This window comes from Gracilinema caldarium (genome assembly GCF_029265695.1).
Lineage (GTDB): Bacteria > Spirochaetota > Spirochaetia > Treponematales > Breznakiellaceae > Gracilinema > Gracilinema caldarium_A.
In genome coordinates this window covers 13,769-34,109 of the sequence record NZ_JAJUHW010000012.1, presented here as the reverse complement: position 1 = coordinate 34,109, position 20,341 = coordinate 13,769, and the positions used below count along the sequence as shown (strand labels likewise).

Genomic DNA, 20,341 nt, shown 5'->3' with positions numbered 1-20,341 from the left:
ATGCTTCAGTTTTCTAGAAAGGTAACCCGGTTTCTGCCCTGCTGTTTAGATTGATAGAGCGCCCGGTCCGCCCGATCTACTACGGACTTGGGATTGTTATCGATATGTTTGTTGTAACTGGCCACACCGCAGGAAACGGTAATTTTGAGTGTTTGGCCTTCGTACTGGGTTTCCATATCTTCGATGGCTTGCCGGATGCGTTCTGCGATTTTTATAGCCGTTTCGGGGCCATCTTCCGCGATAAGCACCACAAACTCTTCTCCACCATAGCGGGCCGCAATATCCGTACTGCGAACGTGGTCGGCGATGGTTCTTGCTACCGAAATGAGCACCATATCGCCGCAGGCGTGTCCGTAGGTATCGTTAAATCGCTTAAAGAAATCGATATCCAGCATGATGATGTTAAAGCCCTTGGGCGGCATGTCATTGTTTCCGTAGCGGTCCTGCAGCACGGTGAAGAAGTAGTGCTTCATTTTTAGTTTAGTCATCATGTCGGTGGTGGTCATTTCAAAAAGAAATGCGTTGTTTATGGAAATAGCCGCCAGGGTCGCAATGTTAAGGAGATACTCCCGTTCGTAGGGATCAAATTCAGTTTCGTCGATCCGTTCTCCTAAAATCAGGATGCCGTTTATCTGTCCCTTGGTTTTGAGAGGAACGAGGAGGGACGGTTCCATGGCTTCGATATGTTCAAGTCCTTCCAGGGGGCCGATGCATTTGTGGATGTCCTCCAAGGTGTAGCATCCATAGCGTTCTGCAAAGAGGCGAATGAGCGGGTGGTTTTCTGGAATAGCATACTCTCGGGATAGGTCGATATCAAAACCCTTAAAATTTCTCTGGAGCACAAACTCGGTGGAATCAAGGCCCTTTTTTGCAAAGAGGCCTGCTTTAATAACCTTCATTTGGGCCATGCAGATAAAAAGAATTGAGTCTATCAGGATGCTGTAATCCAGGGTTGAGTTGAGACTTTTTGATATTTCCAGAAGCTGCCGCAGATCGAATATCTGTTTTTCGTGATCCACGACAAAGGGATCAAATGGTTCGAGTTCTGCTAGATTGCTATCTACTTTGTCATTTTCAGATTCTGACATACTACAATATCCTAGCACCCTCTGGTTAGTTTCACAAGGGAGTTAATAAAATCCCTTTATAAATAATCGGCTAATATGTGCTGATACTGCAGTATTGTTTCTGCATGTACCAGTTCATTGCGCAGTGCAGCTCCTCCGGATATCCCTTTAGTGTAGGCACAGAACTGTTTACGCATTTCCCTGCAGGCAAGATGCTCTCCAATATCTGCGGCTAAACGCTTAAGCTGAGTAAAGCCTGTTTGTATACGTTGTGGGGCTGGCACTGGCTCATAAGTGCCGGTTTCCAGGAGCGATCGGGTTTCGGCAAAAATAAAGGGGTTCCCCATGGCTCCCCGGGCAAACATGACTGCGGCGCAGCCGGTTTCCTTGAGCATCCGCTGGGCATCCTCGGGACTAAACAAGTCACCGGAACCTACCACTGGTACCTTGAGCCGGCTGGCGAGATCTGCGATATGGTCCCAGTTTGCTGAGCCTGAGTACCCCTGGGCGCGGGTGCGGGCATGGAGGGCGACGAGAACAGCTCCGTTTTCCACCGCAGCAGCAGCAGCCTCCCGATAGTTGATGCTCTGTTCATCCCAGCCTGATCTTATTTTCACGGTAACAGGAACATTCCCGAGGGCTTCCCGAGAAGCCCTTGTTACGGCCTCAACAATCCTGCCAAAACGGGGAATGTCTTTCATAAGGGCCGAACCAGCTCCGGTTTTAACCACCTTAGGAACAGGACAGCCGCAGTTTATATCCACCGCTTCGGGATGGTACGGCGCTAACCTGAGGGCTGCTTGATACATTACTTCTGGATCGGACCCAAAGAGTTGAATCGCATAGGCCCGCTCGTTTTCAGCCCGGAGGAGCAGGTACTCTGATTTTTTTGAGTCCCTTATCAGGGCTTCCGAAGAAATAAGCTCGGTGCAGGTAAAATTGGCGCCAAATTCGATGCAGACCGAGCGAAATGCCCGGTCTGAGTAACCCGCTACCGGTGCAAGGAATAGATTGCCTTCGAGTTCAAGGCTGCCTATGCTTACTGACCGGTAGAGCGGTTTTTCTGCATCTGTCATGGTTTTTTCCATGTTCAATGGTGTTATGCCTGCGGCAGCCCAAAGAACCGGTTAGAGTTTTCCCAAAGGATTGATGCAAGCTCTTCTTCGTCCATTTCAAGCATATCCGCCAGGAAATGGGCCGTGGACGGGAGGTATTTAGGCATGTTTCGTTTGCCCCGGTATTCCGCTGGAACCATAAAGGGGCTTTCCGATTCGATAAGGATCCTATCCAGGGGCAACATGCGCACCGTTTCGTGGAGATTACGGGCGTTCCGGTATGTTAGGTTCCCTGCAAAAGAAAAATACAGGTTCAGATCCAGAGCTTTCTCGGCATAGGCTGCATCTTCCGAATAGCAGTGAAGCACACCACCCTTGGGCGGCAGCCGGTCCCGGAGTATTTCTAAAACATCCTGTCCAGCTTCCCGGTTGTGAATAATGACAGGCAGATCGAGCTTTGCTGCCAGTTCAAGCTGGGTAATGAACAGTTCTATCTGGGACTTCTTGTCCCCAAATTTACGGAAATAGTCCAATCCGATTTCGCCAATAGCGACAACCCGAGGCAGCCGTACGCTCTGTTCAATGGTCTGAACCCAGTTTTTCCCAGGATTCTGTACTTCCGAAGGAGAAACACCGACTGCATGGTATACGTGAGTAGCTGATTTCAAGTTTTCGTATACTTTGACAAAGTCGTGCAGACTGTTACATATCGAAACAATCCGACTTACCGATGCTTGCCGGGCTTCCTGAGTAACAATGAGCTGCTCGATAGGGTCATCATAGATGAGCCCTATGTGGGCGTGAGTATCAAAATACTGCATGGCTTAGTCCAAAAGAATAATGATAGGGGGATTCCAAACTGGATTACTCATAATATAACACAGCATCGATGTATCGTCAATGAAATGCATGAAACGTGTTGCGAAGCAGCTTTCGATAAGAAAATCAGATAAGGAAAAAAGCTAGTTTTGTAATGGACAAGCAGGGGCTGACAAGTTATACTATTTTTACCGTATTGCTTCGCTAAGGAGTTTATGATGGATAACAGAACCAGTATGTTGCTTTTTCTAGGTCTCGTTGTACTTTTTGCATTTACTTTTGTATTCGGCCTTGATTCTCTGGCCATTCCCAATGTTACCTACGGTATTTTTGCCCTCATCGGCTATATCGTATGTATCGGGTTCAGCATGTTCCAGTGGGCCCTGCTCAAGAAGGAACGGGGAGCCATGATGCCCTGGTTCCTTACCTACGCCGTGGTTGTAGGCATCGTGTTTGTGTGGTACCTGACCCGCTGCGGCACCGCCTTCGGCTGGTGGTAAGCGTATTGCAAACTAAAAACCCCAGTTTGCTTAATTGAGCAGCTGGGGGCTTTCTTTTATCTTTATTTTCAATTTACAAATTAAACTCATCTGTATTTTAACATTGATATTTGATCCAATTTCATAATTCGAAGAGTAATGACTGACTTTTCCAATAGCTAAAATAAATAAAATATTTTAATGTTTCTATTGACAGAAACGTTTTGTGTTGCTATATTCCCAAGTGTTACTATATAAAGAAACGCAAGGGGATTGTATGGCGGATATTCGTGATGACGGGGTGGTGGTTTCCCTGCCGGGTGAACGGTTTACCCCCTTTACGGCAGCTAAAAAATTGGGGGCCGTGGCTATTCTTGAGTCCGCGTCCTTTAAGAAAGGGCGGGAGCGCTATTCTATTATCCAGCTGGACGAGGCCTTTAGGATTCGGCAGCGGCCCGATGGGGTCTACTGGGAACTGAATGGCAAGGAGAGCCCCTGGCCGGATGCCACGGCCAAGGACATTTTGGATGTGCTGGCCCGGGTAGCTCTGCAGAATAAAAACACCGCGCCTGACCTCCCCGTTCCTGGTGCGGGAATTGGTTTTCTGGGTTACGATTTCGTACGCCGCTGCGACAGGGTTCGTTTGGCCCAAAAGCCCGATCCTATTGGAGTGAGCGAAGCAGAATTTATCGTGGGCCACCTCTATCTTATCATCGACCACTATACGGATATTATGCACCTGGTGGGTCTTAACTATGAGGAACACCAGATAGATCTTAATAAACGGATTTCGGAAATCAGGCGGCGGCTGGATGACCTGGATTTTACCTATTTGGAAAAGGCCGCAGAATCCGCGCCCTTTGAAATTGTAAGTGATGAAGCCCTCGAAGAACGGACCTTTAAGGATGGTGTTCAGGCTATCCATGAACATATCGTGGCGGGGGACCTCTTGCAGGCAGTGCTGTCCCGGCGTTTAACCGGCCGAAGCAGCCTCCCAGCCCTGGAGGGCTACCGGCGCCTCCGTTCTACAAGTCCATCGCCTTATCTGTTTTATATTGATTTTGGGGCTTACCAGCTCTTGGGGGCATCTCCGGAAAGCCTCGTACGGCTCAGGAACGGCATTGCCTCGATACGGCCCATCGCGGGGACGAGGCGGCGGGGAAGGACCGCCGAAGAAGACCGGCAGCTTGAACAGGACCTCCTGGCTGATCCTAAGGAACGGGCGGAGCACCTTATGCTCGTGGACCTGGCTCGAAACGACCTCGGACGGGTCTGCAAGCCCGGCTCTGTTACGGTGAGCCGCAACATGGAAATCGAACACTTTAGCCATGTTATGCACATCGTGTCCGAGGTCGAGGGCGTACCCGACGAGGGCATAGAGGGTCCCCAGGTGCTCCGGGCGGCCTTCCCCGCCGGGACGGTAAGCGGCGCCCCGAAGCTTAAGGCCATCGAGATAGTATCATCCCTTGAGCGCTTTGATCGGAGCTTTTATGCCGGCGCGGTGGGATACTTTGATGTACATGGCGGTTTTGATACCTGCATCACCATACGGTCGGCCCTGGTCAAAGACGGTCTCTGGCATCTCCAGTCCGGGGCGGGCATCGTCTATGCGTCAACGCCGGACCGTGAATGGGAAGAAACCAACGAAAAGCTAGCTGCCCTCAGGGCCGCTTTACAAGGAGGAAAGCGATGATCGTCATCATCGATAATTACGATTCTTTTACCTACAATCTGTATCAATATTTTGCCCGGCTCACCACCGAACCCATCAGGGTTATTCGGAACGATGAAATTGACATCGCTGGGCTCGAGGCCTTGAACCCAAGCCACCTTGTGATTTCTCCCGGACCGGGCAGGCCAGAAGATGCGGGAATCAGCGTGGAGGCTATTCGCCGTTTTGGAGACAAATGCCCCATTTTAGGGGTCTGTCTGGGCCACCAGGCGATAGGCTACGCCTTTGGTTCTCCTATTGTGGGGGCTAAGCACATACGCCACGGCGAAGTGGAAGACATCAATTTGGATGGAAAGGGCCTTTTTAGGACCATCGGTCCCAAAGGAACCTTTACCCGCTATCACAGCCTCGTGGTTGCTGAGGAAGGCTTGAGTCCAGACCTGGAAATTACCGCCCGCTCGAGCGATGGCGATATCATGGGACTGCGGCACCGGACTTTGCCAATCGAAGGCATTCAGTTCCATCCCGAATCGGTGGCTAGCACCGACGGCGAAGCCCTGATCAGGGCCTTTCTGAATTACCGGCGGGAAGCCTTTGCCTTTAAGGGCGCCTTCGAAAAGGTCCTGCGGCGGGAGCACCTGAAGAGAAGCGAAGCTGAGTCCTTTATGGAAGAGCTTACCGAGGGCGCCCTTGATACATCGCGGATCGCGGCTATGCTGACTGCCCTGTCGGCCAAGGGCCCGAGCGCGGAAGAGATTGCTGGCTGTGCAGCGGTACTCCGGCGGAAAAAGACCCCATTCCTGCAAGAAGGAAGCGCGGAACTCAAGAATAGCCCTGCACATCGAATGCTGCAGGATCTTACCGATACCTGCGGGACCGGCGGGGATGGACTAGGGACCTTTAATATCAGTTCCATGGCAGCCCTTGTGGCTGCAAGCTGCGGGCTCCCGGTGGCAAAACACGGGAACCGGGCCGTTTCGAGCAAGTCCGGCAGCGCAGATTTTTATGAGGCCCTGGGGATTCCGGTGAGCTTGAGCCCCGCCGAAGCCCGCTCAATGCTGGCAGAAACCGGCTTTGTGTTCCTTTTTGCGCCGGTTTACCATGGGGCCATGCGTTTTGCCGCTCCGGCTCGGAAGGCCCTGGGCATTAAAACCCTGATGAACCTGGTAGGGCCCCTCTCCAATCCGGCCGATGCGGCCTATCAGGTCATCGGGGTCTACGATGAGTCCCTCCTGGAAACGGTAGCCACCGCAGCTCATCTCCTGGGCATAAAGCGGGTGCTCACGGTTCACAGTCGGGACGGTATGGATGAACTGTCGCCGTCTGCGCCCACAGATATAGTAGAAATTGATGAATCGGGCGCGCTGCGTCGCTTTGTTTTTGACCCCGCGGCTCTGGGGCTGGGAAGCTACGACTTTTCTGAACTAATGGGCGCCGATGCCCGCTACAATGCAAACCTGGCTTTGGACCTTATTGCCGGCGCGGGCCGACCCGCTCTGGAAGCGGCGGTGGCTTTTAATGCGGGAGCTGCCCTGTATGTGGCAGGAAGGGCAGCTACCATTGCAGAGGGAGCGAAAATGGCCGCCGATACCCTCGCTTCGGGGGCGGTGGCTGAAAAACTCGAAGAGCTTCGCTGTTTTGCACAACAGAGGAAAGCCTGTGCCTGATATTTTGGATACTATCATCGAGCGGCGCAGGGAGGATCTTGCGCGGCTTGGTCCCACCTTGGGACAGCCCATTCCTCCGGTGCGGGAACGGCCAGTAGTTCCCTTTCTCACGGAAAAGGGAGCTATTCTGGAAATTAAACGGGCTTCTCCCTCCAAGGGAGATATAGCCCCCGATCTGGATGTTGCCTCCCTGTGCCGCCAATACAGGTCCGCCGGGGCCAGGGCTGTATCGGTTCTGACGGAGCCCCATTATTTCAAGGGTTCTCTTAAAGATCTCCTTGCAGCCTCACGAAGCGATACGGACCGGGAGCGGCCCCTTGCCTTTTTACGGAAGGACTTTCTTCTTACTGAAGAAGAAGTTGAGGTAAGTTACCGCTGCGGGGCCGGCGCAGTGCTGCTCATTGCCCGTATTTTGGAAACCGACCGCCTCATGAGCATGGCCGGCCGGGCCGCAGAACTGGGCCTGCGAGCCCTGGTAGAAATCAGAACCCGGGAAGATGGAGAAAAACTCAGGGCAGTGTGCCAACGTTATCCGGTTCTTGCGGGGGTGAATGCCCGGGACCTGGCTACCTTTACGATAGATCCCCTCGTCCCGGCCGCCCTGATCGGATCTATCCCAGTTCATGCAGTCTACGAGTCGGGGATACGGAATCCCGAAACGGCCCGTTATGCGGCCCGGCTCGGTTTTCAGGGCATCCTGGTGGGAGAAGAGGCGGCAAGGCGGCCGGAAGCCGCGGCGGCCCTGGTGTCGGCATTCCAGGAAACTCAAGCTGACAGGACGGGCCATTTCTGGCGGTCCCTGGCAGAACGGAGAGATGGCGTATATAAGGCTGACGGGGAAGCCACCTCGGCCAACCTGGAATTATCGGCTGGGGGGACTGTCGAAACGGCTTCCCGCTCCCGGCCACTCGTGAAAATCTGCGGTATCACAAGGCTCCAGGATGCAGAAGGGGCTGCAGAACTCGGTGCTGATATGCTGGGTTTTATCTTTGCGGAAAGCAAGCGCACCGCCCGGCCGGAACTGGTCCGGGAAGTCCGGAAAATGCTGAATTCTAAGCGCCGTACCGCTAGTTCCGTACCTCTTCTCGTGGGGGTGATTACGGAGCTTTCGAGTCCCCTGGCAAAAGAAGCCCAGAGGCTCTGTAAGGAAGGCATTCTTGACGCAATCCAATGGCATGGGGATCCCCTGCTGGAAAGCCCGGTATTGCACGAGCTGCCCCATTACCGGGTGCTTCGAATCGGAGCCCTAGAAGATATTGAACTAGCGAAACGGCTTATCAATTCAGGACAGGTACGCATCCTTTTGGATACCAAGGTGGAGGGCTTTGCAGGCGGTACGGGCGCTATGATCCGGTCGGAACTCTTGGATGCCTTTTTAGAGGCTATCCCGGATCTTAAAACTTCGGGGCTATGGCTTGCAGGGGGCCTCGGACCTGATACGGTGGGCCCTGTGGTGGACCGGTATGGGCTAGAACTCATCGATGCATCAAGCAGGCTCGAAGCCGAACCGGGTATTAAGGATCCTGCAAAACTGGAAGCCTTTTTTACGGAGCTTAAGGGTGCTGCTTCACGGGTAAAACAAGTAGAAAACCATATTGGAGTAATATGATGAACAGTGATAAGGGATATTTTGGACCCTACGGTGGCCGGTATGTTCCGGAGGTGCTCCTGCGGGCCATAGAAGAGATAGAGGCCGCCTTTTATGAAGCTCTGGGAGACCAGGCGTTTCAGCAGGAACTTGCGCGGCTCAGGCATGAGTTTATCGGGCGGCCGACGCCGCTCCTTTATGCGGAGCATACTTCGAAACTTCTTGGCGGTGCGGACCTGTTTATAAAAATGGAGGGGCTGGCCCACACCGGTGCCCACAAGATAAATAACGCCATTGGGCAAGCCTTGCTGGCCAAGCGGATGGGTAAAAAGCGGATCATCGCCGAGACCGGTGCGGGCCAGCACGGCCTTGCCACGGCGGCGGCCTGCGCCAAACTGGGGCTCCCCTGCACTGTATACATGGGTGCGGTGGATGTGGACCGCCAGCAGCCTAATGTGGCTACCATGGAACTCTTCGGCGCCCAGGTAGTCCCGGTTCACAGCGGTTCCCGGACTCTGAAGGACGCCATAAACGAGGCATTCCGGGACTGGGCTGCTTCCTTTGAGGATACCTTCTATATAATCGGCAGCGCCCTGGGCCCTGCTCCGTACCCTGATATGGTCCGGACCTTCCAGTCTGTGGTGGGCAGGGAAGTACAGCAGCAGCTTGCAGAGTTTGGCCGTGAGCCCGATGCCCTTGTGGCCTGCGTAGGGGGCGGCTCTAATGCGATTGGTTTTTTTGAGCCCTATCTGGATCAGGAAACTCCCCGCCTCGTAGGTGTAGAAGCAGGGGGCCGAGGCCCCGAAGCGGGGAACCACGCGGCCCGCATGAGCGGCGAAGGGGCCCGCACCGGCATAGTCCATGGTTACAAGAGCCGCTTTCTTCTTACCGAAGACGGCCAGGTGGGCCAGACCCACTCGATTTCCGCGGGCCTCGATTACCCTGGCATCGGTCCCCAGCTTGCGGCCCTGGGCCGTTCGGGCCGCCTTGAGTTCCGCCGGGCCACGGATCGGGAAGCCCTGGAGGCTCTTCAGTTCTTTGCACGGAACGAGGGCGTCGTATTTGCCCTGGAAAGTGCCCATGCCGGAGCTGCGGCCATCAATCTGGTACGCTCCCTTCCTAAGGGGAAAACCGTGGTGGTGAATATGTCTGGCCGGGGCGATAAGGACCTTTTTATCACGGCGCCTCTCCTGCGGCCCCGGGAATGGAAAGCCTTTTTGCAGCGTGAACTGGAGGTTCTCCAATGAAACCGATTACTCTTATGGCGCATCTTGTGGCCAATTACCCGGATCCTGAAGGCTGTCTTGCGGCGGCGGAGGCCTTGGCAGAGGCGGGGACCAAATATTTTGAGGTCCAGATACCCTTTAGCGATCCGAGCGCCGACGGCAAAAGTATAATGACTGCCTGTTCGGCCGCATTAGCTGCGGGTTTTTCGGTGTCCGATGCGTTTCGTCTAGTTGATGAACTTAAGCGGCGTTATCCAGAGATTCCTGTTTTTGTTATGGCCTATGCGAACCTGGTGGCCAGTCCCGGTGTGGAGACTTTTGTTCACAAGGCTGGAAAGGCCGGGGTCCGGGCTCTCATTGTGCCGGACCTCCCCTTTGATTGCGATGAAGGTTTGGCGGCGGCCTGCGCTGCTTATGCTAGCAGCGCTCACAGCGCTCACAACGGGACTTCCGCTGGGAGTACAGAAGGGCCGATCAGCGCGGTGCCTGTGGCGGCCCCGTCCATGTCACGGCAGCGGCTCATGACAATGGCGGCCCTGGGCCGGTCTTACCTCTACGCGGCCCTGCGGACCGGCATTACCGGGCAGGCTACCGAAATTAGTGAAAGTACCAAGGAGTTTTTATCCCTCTGTGCTTCGGGGGGATCCAAGGTGCTCGGGGGTTTTGGAATCCGAAGCCATGCCCAGGCCCTGCAGGTGGCAGACCATGTGCATGCGGTGGTGGCGGGCTCGGTTTTTGTGGATGCCATTGCGGATGCTGTGGAAGCCCATAGGGTTGTCCGCAGCGGTTCCTTCCAGGGTTCGAGCCGCGTGCGGAACGAAGCTATCCGGTCCTTAGTACGGGAACGGGCCCAGGAGATTATTGGCGGCTAAAAAAAATTGTAACTTCCTAAGGCTTATGCTGTTTACCCTTATGACGAGGGCGTGCGGCTTGGTTATTTTGGAGCTCCGGTCGGTTTCCTCCTCCTGACCGGAGCTCACTTTTTTTTGTGCCCCCTGCTGATCTAATTTCCCTGTTATTCTTCCCGACGCTTCGTATATCTGGTATGAGACAGTGAGGACCTCGGCCGATTAAATCCTCCCGTCCCGCCTCTTGCAAAGCTTCCAGCACCAATGGCCAGTTTTCCCGTTTATCGAATTGCAGGAGGGCTCGCTGCAGTTTCCGTTCCCGTTCGCCCCGGGGCACATAGATGGGCTCCATGGTACGGGGGTCAAGACCCGTATAGTACATGACGGTCGAAAGGGTCCCCGGTGTGGGATAAAAGTCCTGTACCTGGTCGGGGACAAAGCCGGTCTTTTTAATATACTCGGCAAGCTCTATGGCTGCGAAGAGATCTGAACCGGGATGGCTCGCAATAAAATAGGGAATGAGGTACTGTTTAAGACCCAGCTTGCGGTTCGTTTCCTCAAACTGGCGGCGGAACGTCTCATAGACCCGGTTGCCGCTTTTCCCCATTGCTGCCAGCACCCTGTCCGAAATATGTTCCGGGGCCACCTTAAGCTGGCCTGACACATGGTAGGCGCAGAGTTCTTCGAGGAATCTGCCCCCTGACGTTTTGTCATACAGTAAGTAATCGAAGCGAATGCCTGAACGGATAAAGACCTTTTTAATACCAGGAATGGCCCTGAGTGCCTTGAGAACTTCAAGATATTCCCGATGGTCTGCCTTAAGGGCCGGGCAGACCTGGGGGGAAAGGCATTCCTTGGTGCTGCAGGCGCCACCTTTGGCCTGTTTGGGACAGGGTGGTCTATAAAAGTTAGCCGTTGGTCCACCCACATCGTGAATATAGCCCTTAAAGCCCGGCAGGTTCCGGAGCTCTTTCGCTTCCTGGATAAGGCTTTGCTGAGTCCGTCCCCGCACCACCCGGCCCTGATGAAACGTTATGGCGCAGAAGGAGCAGCTCCCGTAGCAGCCCCTGCTCGAAACCAAAGAAAAGGCCACTTCCTGGAGGGCCGGGATACCCCCGGCACTTTCGTATTGGGGATGGGCCTGCCGGGTGTAGGGAAGTTCGTATATGGCATCGAGTTCTTGTGCGGTGGGCGGCAGGGGCGGCGGATTCTGCACCACCCAGCGATGGTCCGTCTTTTCGAGGAGCACCTTTCCCGAAAGGGGATCCGCATGTTCCTTTTGGAGCATAAAGTGTTCCGCAAAGGCCCGGCGACCCGTCTCATCGTTCCGGGAGACCAGGTCGAAATCGGGGAGTCTCACCGCCTCTGTGCTGCCGAGTTCTGGTTCGCCGTGGGTCCAGACGCAGGTCCCCCGCACATTGGTGATGCTGCGGATGTTTTCCCCGGCGGCAAGGCGGCGGGCTATTTCGGTTATCGGAGCCTCTCCCATGCCGTAGACAAGCAGGTCCGCCTTGGAATCCAGAAGTATGGATCGGCGGACCCTATCGGACCAATAGTCATAATGGGCAAGCCGGCGGAGGCTCGCCTCGATACCGCCGATAATGACGGGGACGGTCTTGCAGACGCTCCGTATACCCTCTACATATTTTAACGTAGCCCGATCGGGCCGCTTTCCCGCCTTGCCGCCGGGAGTATACGCATCGTCGGATCGTTTGCGCCGGTTGGCCGTATAGTGGGCCACCATGGAGTCCATGTTGCCGGCGCCGACCAGGAACGCAAGCCGCGGAAGGCCCAGGGCAAGATAGGAAGTGGGATCGGTCCAGTCTGGCTGGGTGATAATGCCCACCCGAAAGCTACGGGCTTCCAGCACTCTGCCGATTACTGCGGCCGCAAAGGAGGGGTGGTCCACATAGGCATCACCAGAAACGAAGACAAAGTCCACATAGTCCCAGCCCCGTTCTTCAAGGTCGCTCCGGGAGACTGGCAAAAATTTATTTGTTGGAGTCCGGGTCACCGCAAGAATTGAATTAGACGCCGATAACCGAAGTAATTTCAGGGATTACCTTTTTAAGGTATTTTTCGATACCCATGCGCAACGTCATTTGGGACATGGGGCAGGAACCGCAGGCTCCCACCAGTTTTAGAGAGACAACCCCGTCTTCGCTGACAGAAACAAATTCCACATCCCCCCCATCGGCCTGAAGCGAGGGGCGGACATCTTCCAGGGCAGCTTTAATTCTTTCTTCGAGCATATATTCCTCCGTGGTACGGTTACAGGTCATATTCAGTCTTTGCTATGATAGACCAGAGAAGTTTAGTATAACAATAAGCTATTGAAGCTTCAAGTTCTTAATAATGAGGCGGCTTACGGTTTGGTATTTCTTCCAGTTCCTTGGTAAGAAAAAGTATTTTGTCCTTGAGTACCCGATGTTCCTGGTTTAATTTATCCATCTGCCGGCCCTGTTCCAGCACTGCAAGCTGCAGCCGATCAAGAAAATCTTCCAAGTAGGCGAGTTTAATTTCAACACGGTCCAGCCGTTCATCAAGCTGATCTGAAGTATCTTCCATAATCAACATCATACTCCAGGACCGGATATCGGGTCTATCTTTGTTGATGAACATCCCATGGAAGCTCGGCAGTCTTGTCTAACTTTTTGGCATGCCATTGAAAGGGTGCTAGCAGAAAACTTATAATTGTAAAAGGATTTTACTTTTGGCCCCAAGGAGGACCCCATGAGTGATGACTTTGATTTTACCGTCGAGGATCTTGGAAAACGTACCATCGATTCGCCCATTAGTCTGTCCCGGATTTCGGGAGATTTCATTGCCAATTATGTCAGTGATGATGAATTTGTTCGTTACCGGTCGGAAGTAAAGCTGGGGGAGCAGCCCAAGGTTGAACGCAAAATGGTGTTCGAAAAGGCTGGTCCCCGGGAAAAGATTTACTTTTCGCCGAACCATGTCCATGCGGGAATTGTAACCTGCGGCGGTCTTTGTCCCGGTCTCAACGATGTCATCCGCGCCATTGTCCGAGCCCTCTGGTACCTCTATGGGGTACGGCGGATTTCGGGTATTAAATATGGTTACAAGGGGTTCCTCCCCGAATATGGTTTTGATATAAAGCCCCTGGACCCGGATATTGTGGATGATATCCATAAAATCGGCGGTACCATTCTGGGGACGGCCCGGGGTGGCGGTAAACAGGTTACCGAAATTGTTGATGCAATCGAGCGGCTCAATCTTAACATCCTGTTTGCCATCGGTGGTGACGGTACTCAGCGGGGCGCTTTGGATATCGCCAACGAAATTACCCGGCGCAACCTGAAAATTGCTGTGGTGGGGATCCCGAAAACGGTGGATAACGACTTTTCGTTTATCGATAAGTCCTTTGGTTTTGATACTGCGGTAGTTAAGGCGGTAGAAGCGGTTACTGCGGCTCACATGGAAGCCCACTCGCAGATTAACGGTATCGGGCTTGTTAAATTGATGGGCCGGGAGTCGGGCTTTATTGCTGCCCATACGGCTCTTGCAAGCCATGAAGTGAACTTTGTGCTTATTCCAGAGGTGCCCTTTGATATCGAGGGGCCCAACGGTCTCTTAGCCCATTTGGAAAAACGGCTTGAAAAGCGGAAGCATGCAGTCATCGTAGTTGCAGAAGGGGCCTTGCAGGACCAGCTGGTAAAGGATGCAAAGACCGATGCGTCGGGAAACCTGAAGTTCGCCGACGTGGGTATTTACCTCCGGGACAAAATTCAGACCTATTTTGATGCTAAGGGAAAAGAAATCAACCTTAAATACATCGATCCGAGCTATACGATCCGGGCTTCTCCGGCCGAACCGGTGGACTCTATTTACTGCGAGCGCCTCGGCAACGCAGCGGTTCATGCTGCCATGGCAGGAAAGACCAAGGTCCTCATAGGACTGGTGAACAATGAGTTTGTCCATCTTCCCACAAAAGTAGCAGTATCTCGCCGTAACCATGTGGATCCTGAAGGAAGCCTCTGGCGGGATACCCTCGAAGCAACCCATCAGCCTATTTTGATGGTCAACAGCAAGACCTTAAGTGATGCCCTGGGGGTAAAACAGGGGAAGGAAACACAATGAGATTGATCGAAGCCCAGGATGACCTGCTTCTCCTTGAGCTGGGCGGATCGGATGCGGATCTATCGGATGAGGATATTGATGCTCATTTTTCCTGGGCCTTACAAAAGGCTTTGGAGCGGGTGCGGACCGGGCCGGTGGCGCTTTTGCCTCCTGACGGTACCCGGTTTCATTCCCGGGCGGGTTTTTTAACCGATATTGCAAGCCGTATCCTCAGCTCATCCCCCGCAGGAGACCGGCTTGGTATGGTCATGCCCGCGCTGGGGACCCATATGCCCATGACCGAGGCGGAGTTGCGCCGTATGTTCCCCGGAACGCCTCTTTCCAAGTTCCGCGGGCATGACTGGCGCCGGGACGTGCTGACCCTGGGCCGCCTTGAAGCTGACTGGGTAGAAAAGACCGCCGAGGGGGCGGTTCGTTTTGACTGGCCGGTACAGGTAAACAAGGCTATTTTGGAAGAAGAATACTCCCTCATTGTTTCTCTGGGGCAGGTGGTTCCCCATGAAGTCATCGGTATGGCAAACCACCTTAAGAACCTTTTTGTGGGGACCGGCGGTAAGGAAGCGATCGATAAAAGCCACTTTACCGGCGCGGCTTACGGAATGGAACGGATGATGGGCCGGGTGAATACCCCGGTGCGAGCCCTTTTTGATGAGGGCTACCGCCGTTTCGGGAACCTGCTCCCCCCCATACTGTGGGCCCTTACGGTGGTGGGTAGCCGCAGTGAAGAAGAAGCCCGCCGTACGGGTAAGTCCCGGGGTTCCCTCGCGGTCCGGGGCCTCTTTGTCGGCTTTGGCAGATCCTGCTTTGAAAAAGCGGCAGCCCTTGCCCGGCAGGTCAATGTGGATCTATTGGACGAACCTATTCAAAAGGCCGTGGTGTATCTGGAACCTGAGGAATTCCGCACTACATGGCTGGGAAACAAGGCTGTTTACCGGACCCGGATGGCCATGGCTGATGGGGGGGAACTCCTGATACTGGCGCCGGGCCTTGAGCGTTTCGGCGAAGACCACGGCATCGATGCCCTGATACGTAAGCACGGCTACCGGCCTGCGGCAGAAATTCGGCGCCGGGTAGAAGCGGACGAGGAACTGAGTGAAGCCCTGAGCGCTGCAGCCCACCTCATTCATGGTTCAAGCGAGGACCGTTTTACGGTCCGCTATTGTCCGGGTCCGGGGGTGAGCCGGGAAGAAATAGAGTCCGTCGGGTACCAGTGGGGAGACCTCGACGAAGCGATGGACCGTTATGACATTAAGAAGCTGACCCTGGGGTGGAATACCCTTCCTGATGGGGAGCGGATCTTCTTTGTACCCAATCCTGCTTTAGGACTTTGGGCAGAAAGAAGAAGATTTGGAGAATGAGATTTTTTAAAACCTAACTGTTTGCAGAACTGCTTGATGTATTTCTGCAAACAGCTAGGTCATGCCAGGTAAAATTGTTTTATCGGCTTTTCTTTACGAGTCCGTTTCTATTAATATTCAGCAAGAAAAGGAAATCGGGGTATAGATAACCAACAACCGCGCTGGAAGGTCTATTTCTGTAGGCAAGGTTCAGATCTATATCGGTTCCCCAGGGAATAATCCGAATTGTGAAGCCTGCCATGCCTCCAAAGCCTGTTTCCGGGTTTTTGTTTGAGACAAGAAGCGCTCCTTCGATACCAGTTCGCAAAGAAAGCCAATCAAATATAAAGTATTCAAAAGCAGGCATGAGGGTAGATGATATGAGCATGGTATCAAGAGCTATATTGTCTACATTTTTTATAGCAATAAACAGTTTTTTGCCAGCAAGAGAAAAGGTTAGATTATTTTCAATCGCTAATGGAAATGGTCTTGTTTCGCCGGTCATTAAAAACGTGTCATAATCTACCAGTTCTTGGGTTTCTGCAATATATCCGATACGACTATCAAAAATAATCGAATCATCTGAAGTTTTGACAAGAAAGCCACCATTTATTGACCATGTTGTACCGCTATTTTTTATAAAAGGAGCGACAGGATTGGTGTCTGTATCTGATCGTAGATAAATAGCTCCTCCTATTCCAAAAGCAGCATTGGTACCCAAACGAATTCCCAGGTCCATATTGGCGCCCCATGCGCCACGTGCATATTGATCATCCCAAAGGCCGCCATTGTAATTATTAATTGGTGGAGAACCCACTGTTGTACGGACATCCAGATCATCCATTTGAATATTCAAGCGCAGGCCCATGTTTTGACTCAAAGGAAAAGCATAGCCAAATTGGTTGACCGTTACTGTTTCTGTAATATATCGATTTTCTCCGTAATTTGTGTAATTGATTCCTTCGATGAGGGGCATATAATAAACTGGGATGACCGGCATTGATACGGCAAAGTGGAAACTATCTTGTTTTATAATTCCTAGGTATGCTGGGTTTTGGTAGGACATATAGGAATCCATGAGAATTTTAAATTTTGCCGTATTCGGGGTCAACTTTGCCAGATATGCCAATACTGCGGGGTTTTGCGGATCTATCGCTTTGATAACCGATAATTGTTGCTTAGCAGTCTCCGAATCTTTCTTATCAAAGGCATCGACAGCATTAGAGAAGGCCAATATAGCTTTGACTTTCTGTTCGGAACTTACTGCTGGTTTTGCCTTTTGTATAGGCTGTGCTGCAACAGCCTCAGAGAACCCAAGACCAACAAGAGCTGAATGTGCAAGTTTGCGGCTGATGCTGTCATAGTCAGAAAGTGGGCCTGTGTATTTATCTTGCCATGTGATTTCGGAGGTTTCTGCGTTGACTAATTTACAGGACACGAGTACGGTACTGTCCATATCGATAATTTCGCCAAAAAGAATATAACCTGCAGCTAAAAGTTGTCCTGCTTTAAGCAGTGAAGACTCATCGGCGATTCCGGATAATGAGAATTCCATTTCCGCAAGGATTTCATCCCGTTTTTCTCGTTCAATGAGCTGAATCGTTTTGGCAGCTGCAAGATCCACGGCTATCATCTCTGATAGACCTTTACCTATGTATTTTAATTTAGGATTGTCTGATACAACATTAAAATCGCTTACCGCTATCCGCACTGGTGCGGCCCACAAATCAACGGCTAATAGGGGAAAAATCAATACTAAAAGGGTTTTGGGTAGCTTGCCTGGTTTATTCATAAAGGGAGCCTCCTCTTTATGAATTTAATGTTAGGACTCGTAAGGGCGATTGTCAAAACGTTTTAGTCTGCTATTGCTTAATAGGTAAACAAGACTTACTTTTTAAGTAAAAGGAATATATGATGGTCGGACCGGTTGGGTCTGTAAGTGCTGTTGAGTCTCTTCGATCCGTGGTGCGGGTTCGTCCTGCGGAAGCACGGCGCCCCGAAATCAATAGGTCCGTTGAGTCCCAATCTTTTTCTGATGCCTTAAAATCAAAAGTGACGCCCAGCGATGAGCTAGTGTCTGCTGATCAGGACGTAAAGGCCCATGAACATGCCCACATGTCAGTACTGGGGCCCTATGCGGCGGGAGCCATCAATTACACCTATATAACTCTGCCGGACGGATCCAAATACGCCGTCGGCGGTTCTATCAAAGTGGACCTTACGCCGGTGCCGGGAGACCCGGAAGCCACTATCCGGAAAGCCCGGGCAATTATCAATGCTTCCTATGCAGTAAGTTCCCCTTCCCCAGCGGATATGCGGGTCGCGGCCCAAGCGTACCAAATGGAAATGCAGGCTCAGCGGGAACTGGAACAAGCGAAGAAAGAGGAATCAAAGGCTACGCAGGAAGTATGAGGGTAATCGTGGTGCCCCTGCCGGGGCTGCTCGTGATGTCAAGGCTGCCACCAGCCTGGCTGATTTTTTCGATAGCACCGCTCAGTCCAAGACCGTGGGATGTGGAAAACTGTTCATCCGGCGAAACGGTGTCTGCTTTTATTTCTGCGAGCCGTTCTGCACTTATACCCTGACCGGTGTCGCTTATGGTTAGTACGACAAATGGCTTTTTATTCTCGGTTTTTTTTCGGGCAGAAATGGTGATGCTCCCGGTACTTGTGTATTTAATAGCGTTATCCATCAGGTTTTCTATTATTCTAATAAACTCGGCTTTTGGAATGTCTGGGCGGGGTATGTTTTCTGGAATGGATACCGTAACATTAAGTCCCTTAGCCTGAGCAAGAATGCGATAGCTCCCGAGGGCTCGATCCACTAAATGGACCAGATTTACTTTATTTTCTAGTGTTTTATCATCCTGAACTTCCGGTTCCAATATGGACTGGACAAGATCAAACATCAGTTTGTTTGAACGGGAAAGGATATCTACATAGGTCTTTTGTTCTTCCGTAAGTTCTGTGGCAGCGAGGAGGGCTTGGACTCCCATGATCGAGGTAATAGGAGAGCGGAGATCGTGAGTAAGGGATGCGAGCCGGTCGAGCCCATCCTGGCGGGTATCGGCGATGAGCTTTTCCAAGTGCCGGTTCATGATTCTCCGAGCTTCGGCAATCTGGTTTACCCGGTCAAAATAATGGCGCAGAAAGGTGTTTATCCCCAGGGCTGATATATGCAGAATCACGACACCAAATCGTGCATTGATGACCGCTGGGGTAATGTGGCTATTAAAAAAAAGCTCCAGGATATCAAAGGTGATTGCTATGACAAGGAGCCCAAGGGCACAGCGAAGCTTGTCAGAATAAAGTCCAATAAGAACTATGGCTGCAAAAAAGACTAATGCTGCCAGGGGCATGAGAGCCCCCGATGTCCTTTCGTAGATTGCCGAAGGAATAAGAGCTGCAGCGACTGATATGGTGCCCCCAAAAAAGAGGACCGGAATGGCTGCACCATATAAGTTCAATTTAAGGAGCATAAGGCAAAGGGCGAGCGAAAGGCTGGCTCCAATCCGGGTCACGGTAAAAACATCAGGACCCCGAAAAACATCTATACTGAGGGTGGATACAATAATCGGCAAAAGGACGAGAAGGAATTGGACAAGGTATTCCTTGCGCATCCTGTCCGGGGAAAGGGGTGTGTTGTTCTGGTCCCCCAGTATCCAAAGACTGATTCGTTTAAGCAAGGCTGGATATTTCATGGAGGAATAGGGTTGCTGCCTGGGCAACATTGAGGCTTTCAATCTGGCCTGAACCGGGAATTCGCACCAGATAGGAACAGGCCTCTGAAACTTCGTTTGAAAGGCCCGTTTCTTCATTTCCGACTACCACGGCAAAACCCCGGTAGGGCGGCTCTGTAAGGGTGGAAAGATCATGGAGCCGGAGCCGTGCTCGGTGGTGGGCTCCCAATACAAGGAGTTTTGTTGCTGCTTCGGTGACAAAGGCCGCCATATTCCGGACTTTTCGGATGCGGACATATTCCATGCCTCCTTCTGCAACCCGGTATGCACTGGTTGTGAGCCGGGCTTCCTTGTCACGTTCAGAAAGTATCACCCAGGTGGCGCCAAAAAATGCCGCAGACCGGATGATTGCCCCCAGGTTGTTGTCATTTCCCACCGAATCAAGAATAAGCCCGAACTGTTTTTGCCGAGCCCATTCATCAAGCTCTTCGGGTTTTAGCGGCTCCACTTCCGGTTCTAGAATCATGGCCACCACTCCCTGGTGGCGGGGGCTTTTGCAGAGCCGCTCAAGTTCATCATCATCGCAAATCTTGTAGGGCCTTTTTTGCTCCGCCAAAAACTTGCATGCCTTGGTAAAGTGTTTGAGCCTGTCCTGCCGCAGGAAAAGTCGCTTAATGTTTTCTGGATGTATGTTTGCAAGAGCTGCTGCCGCATTAAAACCGCAGACCGCAAGCTCCTTGGTCAGTTTATTCCGCATTTCATGTAAGTATACAATAAAAGAGGGAAATTGTCATTCCTGG

Annotated in this window: 18 protein-coding genes; 9 read left to right on the top strand and 9 right to left on the bottom strand. The window is 52.4% G+C overall.

Going from position 1 to position 20,341, the window contains the following annotated elements; genetic code table 11:
- Positions 1-5 precede the first annotated feature (5 nt).
- The 3 genes from dgcA to Q7P68_RS05835 are packed head-to-tail and all read right to left on the bottom strand — an operon-like array spanning position 6 to position 2,943.
- Positions 6-1,088: a diguanylate cyclase DgcA gene (dgcA, locus tag Q7P68_RS05845; RefSeq protein ID WP_304223953.1), complete on the bottom strand. Its 1,083-nt coding sequence runs from the start codon at positions 1,086-1,088 to the stop codon at positions 6-8.
- A gap of 56 nt (positions 1,089-1,144) precedes the next feature.
- Positions 1,145-2,155 (bottom strand): tRNA dihydrouridine synthase DusB, encoded by a 1,011-nt coding sequence (dusB, locus tag Q7P68_RS05840; RefSeq protein ID WP_304223950.1) that lies wholly within the window; start codon positions 2,153-2,155, stop codon positions 1,145-1,147.
- Between the two features lie 11 nt (positions 2,156-2,166).
- Complete coding sequence (locus tag Q7P68_RS05835) at positions 2,167-2,943, bottom strand: TatD family hydrolase (RefSeq protein WP_304223947.1); 777 nt, start codon at positions 2,941-2,943, stop codon at positions 2,167-2,169.
- 213 nt (positions 2,944-3,156) lie between these two features.
- Between Q7P68_RS05835 and Q7P68_RS05830 the strand changes: the two genes are divergently transcribed.
- From Q7P68_RS05830 to trpA, 6 genes are all read left to right on the top strand, one after another.
- Complete coding sequence (locus tag Q7P68_RS05830; protein ID WP_304223944.1) at positions 3,157-3,441, top strand: hypothetical protein; 285 nt, start codon at positions 3,157-3,159, stop codon at positions 3,439-3,441.
- A 256-nt stretch (positions 3,442-3,697) separates the two neighbouring features.
- Positions 3,698-5,113, top strand: coding sequence for an anthranilate synthase component I family protein (locus Q7P68_RS05825; protein ID WP_304223942.1), 1,416 nt, complete (start codon positions 3,698-3,700; stop codon positions 5,111-5,113).
- Positions 5,110-6,759, top strand: coding sequence for a bifunctional anthranilate synthase component II/anthranilate phosphoribosyltransferase (locus Q7P68_RS05820; protein ID WP_304223940.1), 1,650 nt, complete (start codon positions 5,110-5,112; stop codon positions 6,757-6,759). The genes Q7P68_RS05825 and Q7P68_RS05820 overlap by 4 nt, the downstream gene beginning before the upstream one ends.
- Positions 6,752-8,368, top strand: a complete 1,617-nt coding sequence (gene trpF, locus Q7P68_RS05815; RefSeq protein WP_304223937.1) for a bifunctional indole-3-glycerol phosphate synthase/phosphoribosylanthranilate isomerase — start codon at positions 6,752-6,754, stop codon at positions 8,366-8,368. The genes Q7P68_RS05820 and trpF overlap by 8 nt, the downstream gene beginning before the upstream one ends.
- The gene (gene trpB, locus Q7P68_RS05810) at positions 8,368-9,594 is read left to right on the top strand and encodes a tryptophan synthase subunit beta (protein WP_304223935.1); all 1,227 of its coding nucleotides are present in this window, start codon (positions 8,368-8,370) and stop codon (positions 9,592-9,594) included. Before trpF ends, trpB begins: the two co-directional genes overlap by 1 nt.
- Positions 9,591-10,445, top strand: a complete 855-nt coding sequence (gene trpA / locus Q7P68_RS05805) for a tryptophan synthase subunit alpha (protein WP_304223931.1) — start codon at positions 9,591-9,593, stop codon at positions 10,443-10,445. Before trpB ends, trpA begins: the two co-directional genes overlap by 4 nt.
- A gap of 16 nt (positions 10,446-10,461) precedes the next feature.
- Here the strand turns inward: trpA and Q7P68_RS05800 are convergent, their stop codons facing one another.
- From Q7P68_RS05800 to Q7P68_RS05790, 3 genes are all read right to left on the bottom strand, one after another.
- Positions 10,462-12,435 carry a YgiQ family radical SAM protein gene (locus tag Q7P68_RS05800; protein WP_304223928.1) on the bottom strand — a complete coding sequence of 658 codons (1,974 nt, stop codon included), beginning with the start codon at positions 12,433-12,435 and terminating at the stop codon, positions 10,462-10,464.
- Between the two features lie 13 nt (positions 12,436-12,448).
- A complete protein-coding gene (locus Q7P68_RS05795; RefSeq protein WP_304223926.1) occupies positions 12,449-12,673 on the bottom strand; it encodes a NifU family protein in 225 nt (74 codons plus the stop codon).
- Between the two features lie 97 nt (positions 12,674-12,770).
- Positions 12,771-12,989, bottom strand: a complete 219-nt coding sequence (locus Q7P68_RS05790) for a SlyX family protein (protein ID WP_304223924.1) — start codon at positions 12,987-12,989, stop codon at positions 12,771-12,773.
- Positions 12,990-13,154: 165 nt separating this feature from the next.
- Between Q7P68_RS05790 and Q7P68_RS05785 the strand changes: the two genes are divergently transcribed.
- Together Q7P68_RS05785 and Q7P68_RS05780 are read left to right on the top strand one after the other, a co-directional pair.
- Positions 13,155-14,525, top strand: a complete 1,371-nt coding sequence (locus Q7P68_RS05785; protein WP_304223922.1) for an ATP-dependent 6-phosphofructokinase — start codon at positions 13,155-13,157, stop codon at positions 14,523-14,525.
- Entirely contained in the window at positions 14,522-15,883 is a 1,362-nt protein-coding gene (locus Q7P68_RS05780) for a nickel-dependent putative hexonate epimerase (protein ID WP_304223921.1), read from the top strand. Before Q7P68_RS05785 ends, Q7P68_RS05780 begins: the two co-directional genes overlap by 4 nt.
- A 79-nt stretch (positions 15,884-15,962) precedes the next feature.
- Here the strand turns inward: Q7P68_RS05780 and Q7P68_RS05775 are convergent, their stop codons facing one another.
- Positions 15,963-17,654: a CsgG/HfaB family protein gene (locus Q7P68_RS05775; protein WP_304223919.1), complete on the bottom strand. Its 1,692-nt coding sequence runs from the start codon at positions 17,652-17,654 to the stop codon at positions 15,963-15,965.
- Between the two features lie 119 nt (positions 17,655-17,773).
- Between Q7P68_RS05775 and Q7P68_RS05770 the strand changes: the two genes are divergently transcribed.
- The gene (locus tag Q7P68_RS05770) at positions 17,774-18,274 is read left to right on the top strand and encodes a putative metalloprotease CJM1_0395 family protein (RefSeq protein WP_304223917.1); all 501 of its coding nucleotides are present in this window, start codon (positions 17,774-17,776) and stop codon (positions 18,272-18,274) included.
- On the opposite strand, the gene Q7P68_RS05765 is transcribed toward Q7P68_RS05770, so the two are convergent.
- Positions 18,258-19,562, bottom strand: a complete 1,305-nt coding sequence (locus Q7P68_RS05765; protein ID WP_304223915.1) for a sensor histidine kinase — start codon at positions 19,560-19,562, stop codon at positions 18,258-18,260. The two genes, Q7P68_RS05770 and Q7P68_RS05765, sit on opposite strands and share 17 nt — an antisense overlap.
- The gene (locus tag Q7P68_RS05760) at positions 19,540-20,298 is read right to left on the bottom strand and encodes a TrmH family RNA methyltransferase (RefSeq protein WP_304223913.1); all 759 of its coding nucleotides are present in this window, start codon (positions 20,296-20,298) and stop codon (positions 19,540-19,542) included. The genes Q7P68_RS05765 and Q7P68_RS05760 overlap by 23 nt, the downstream gene beginning before the upstream one ends.
- Between the last annotated feature and the right edge of the window lie 43 nt (positions 20,299-20,341).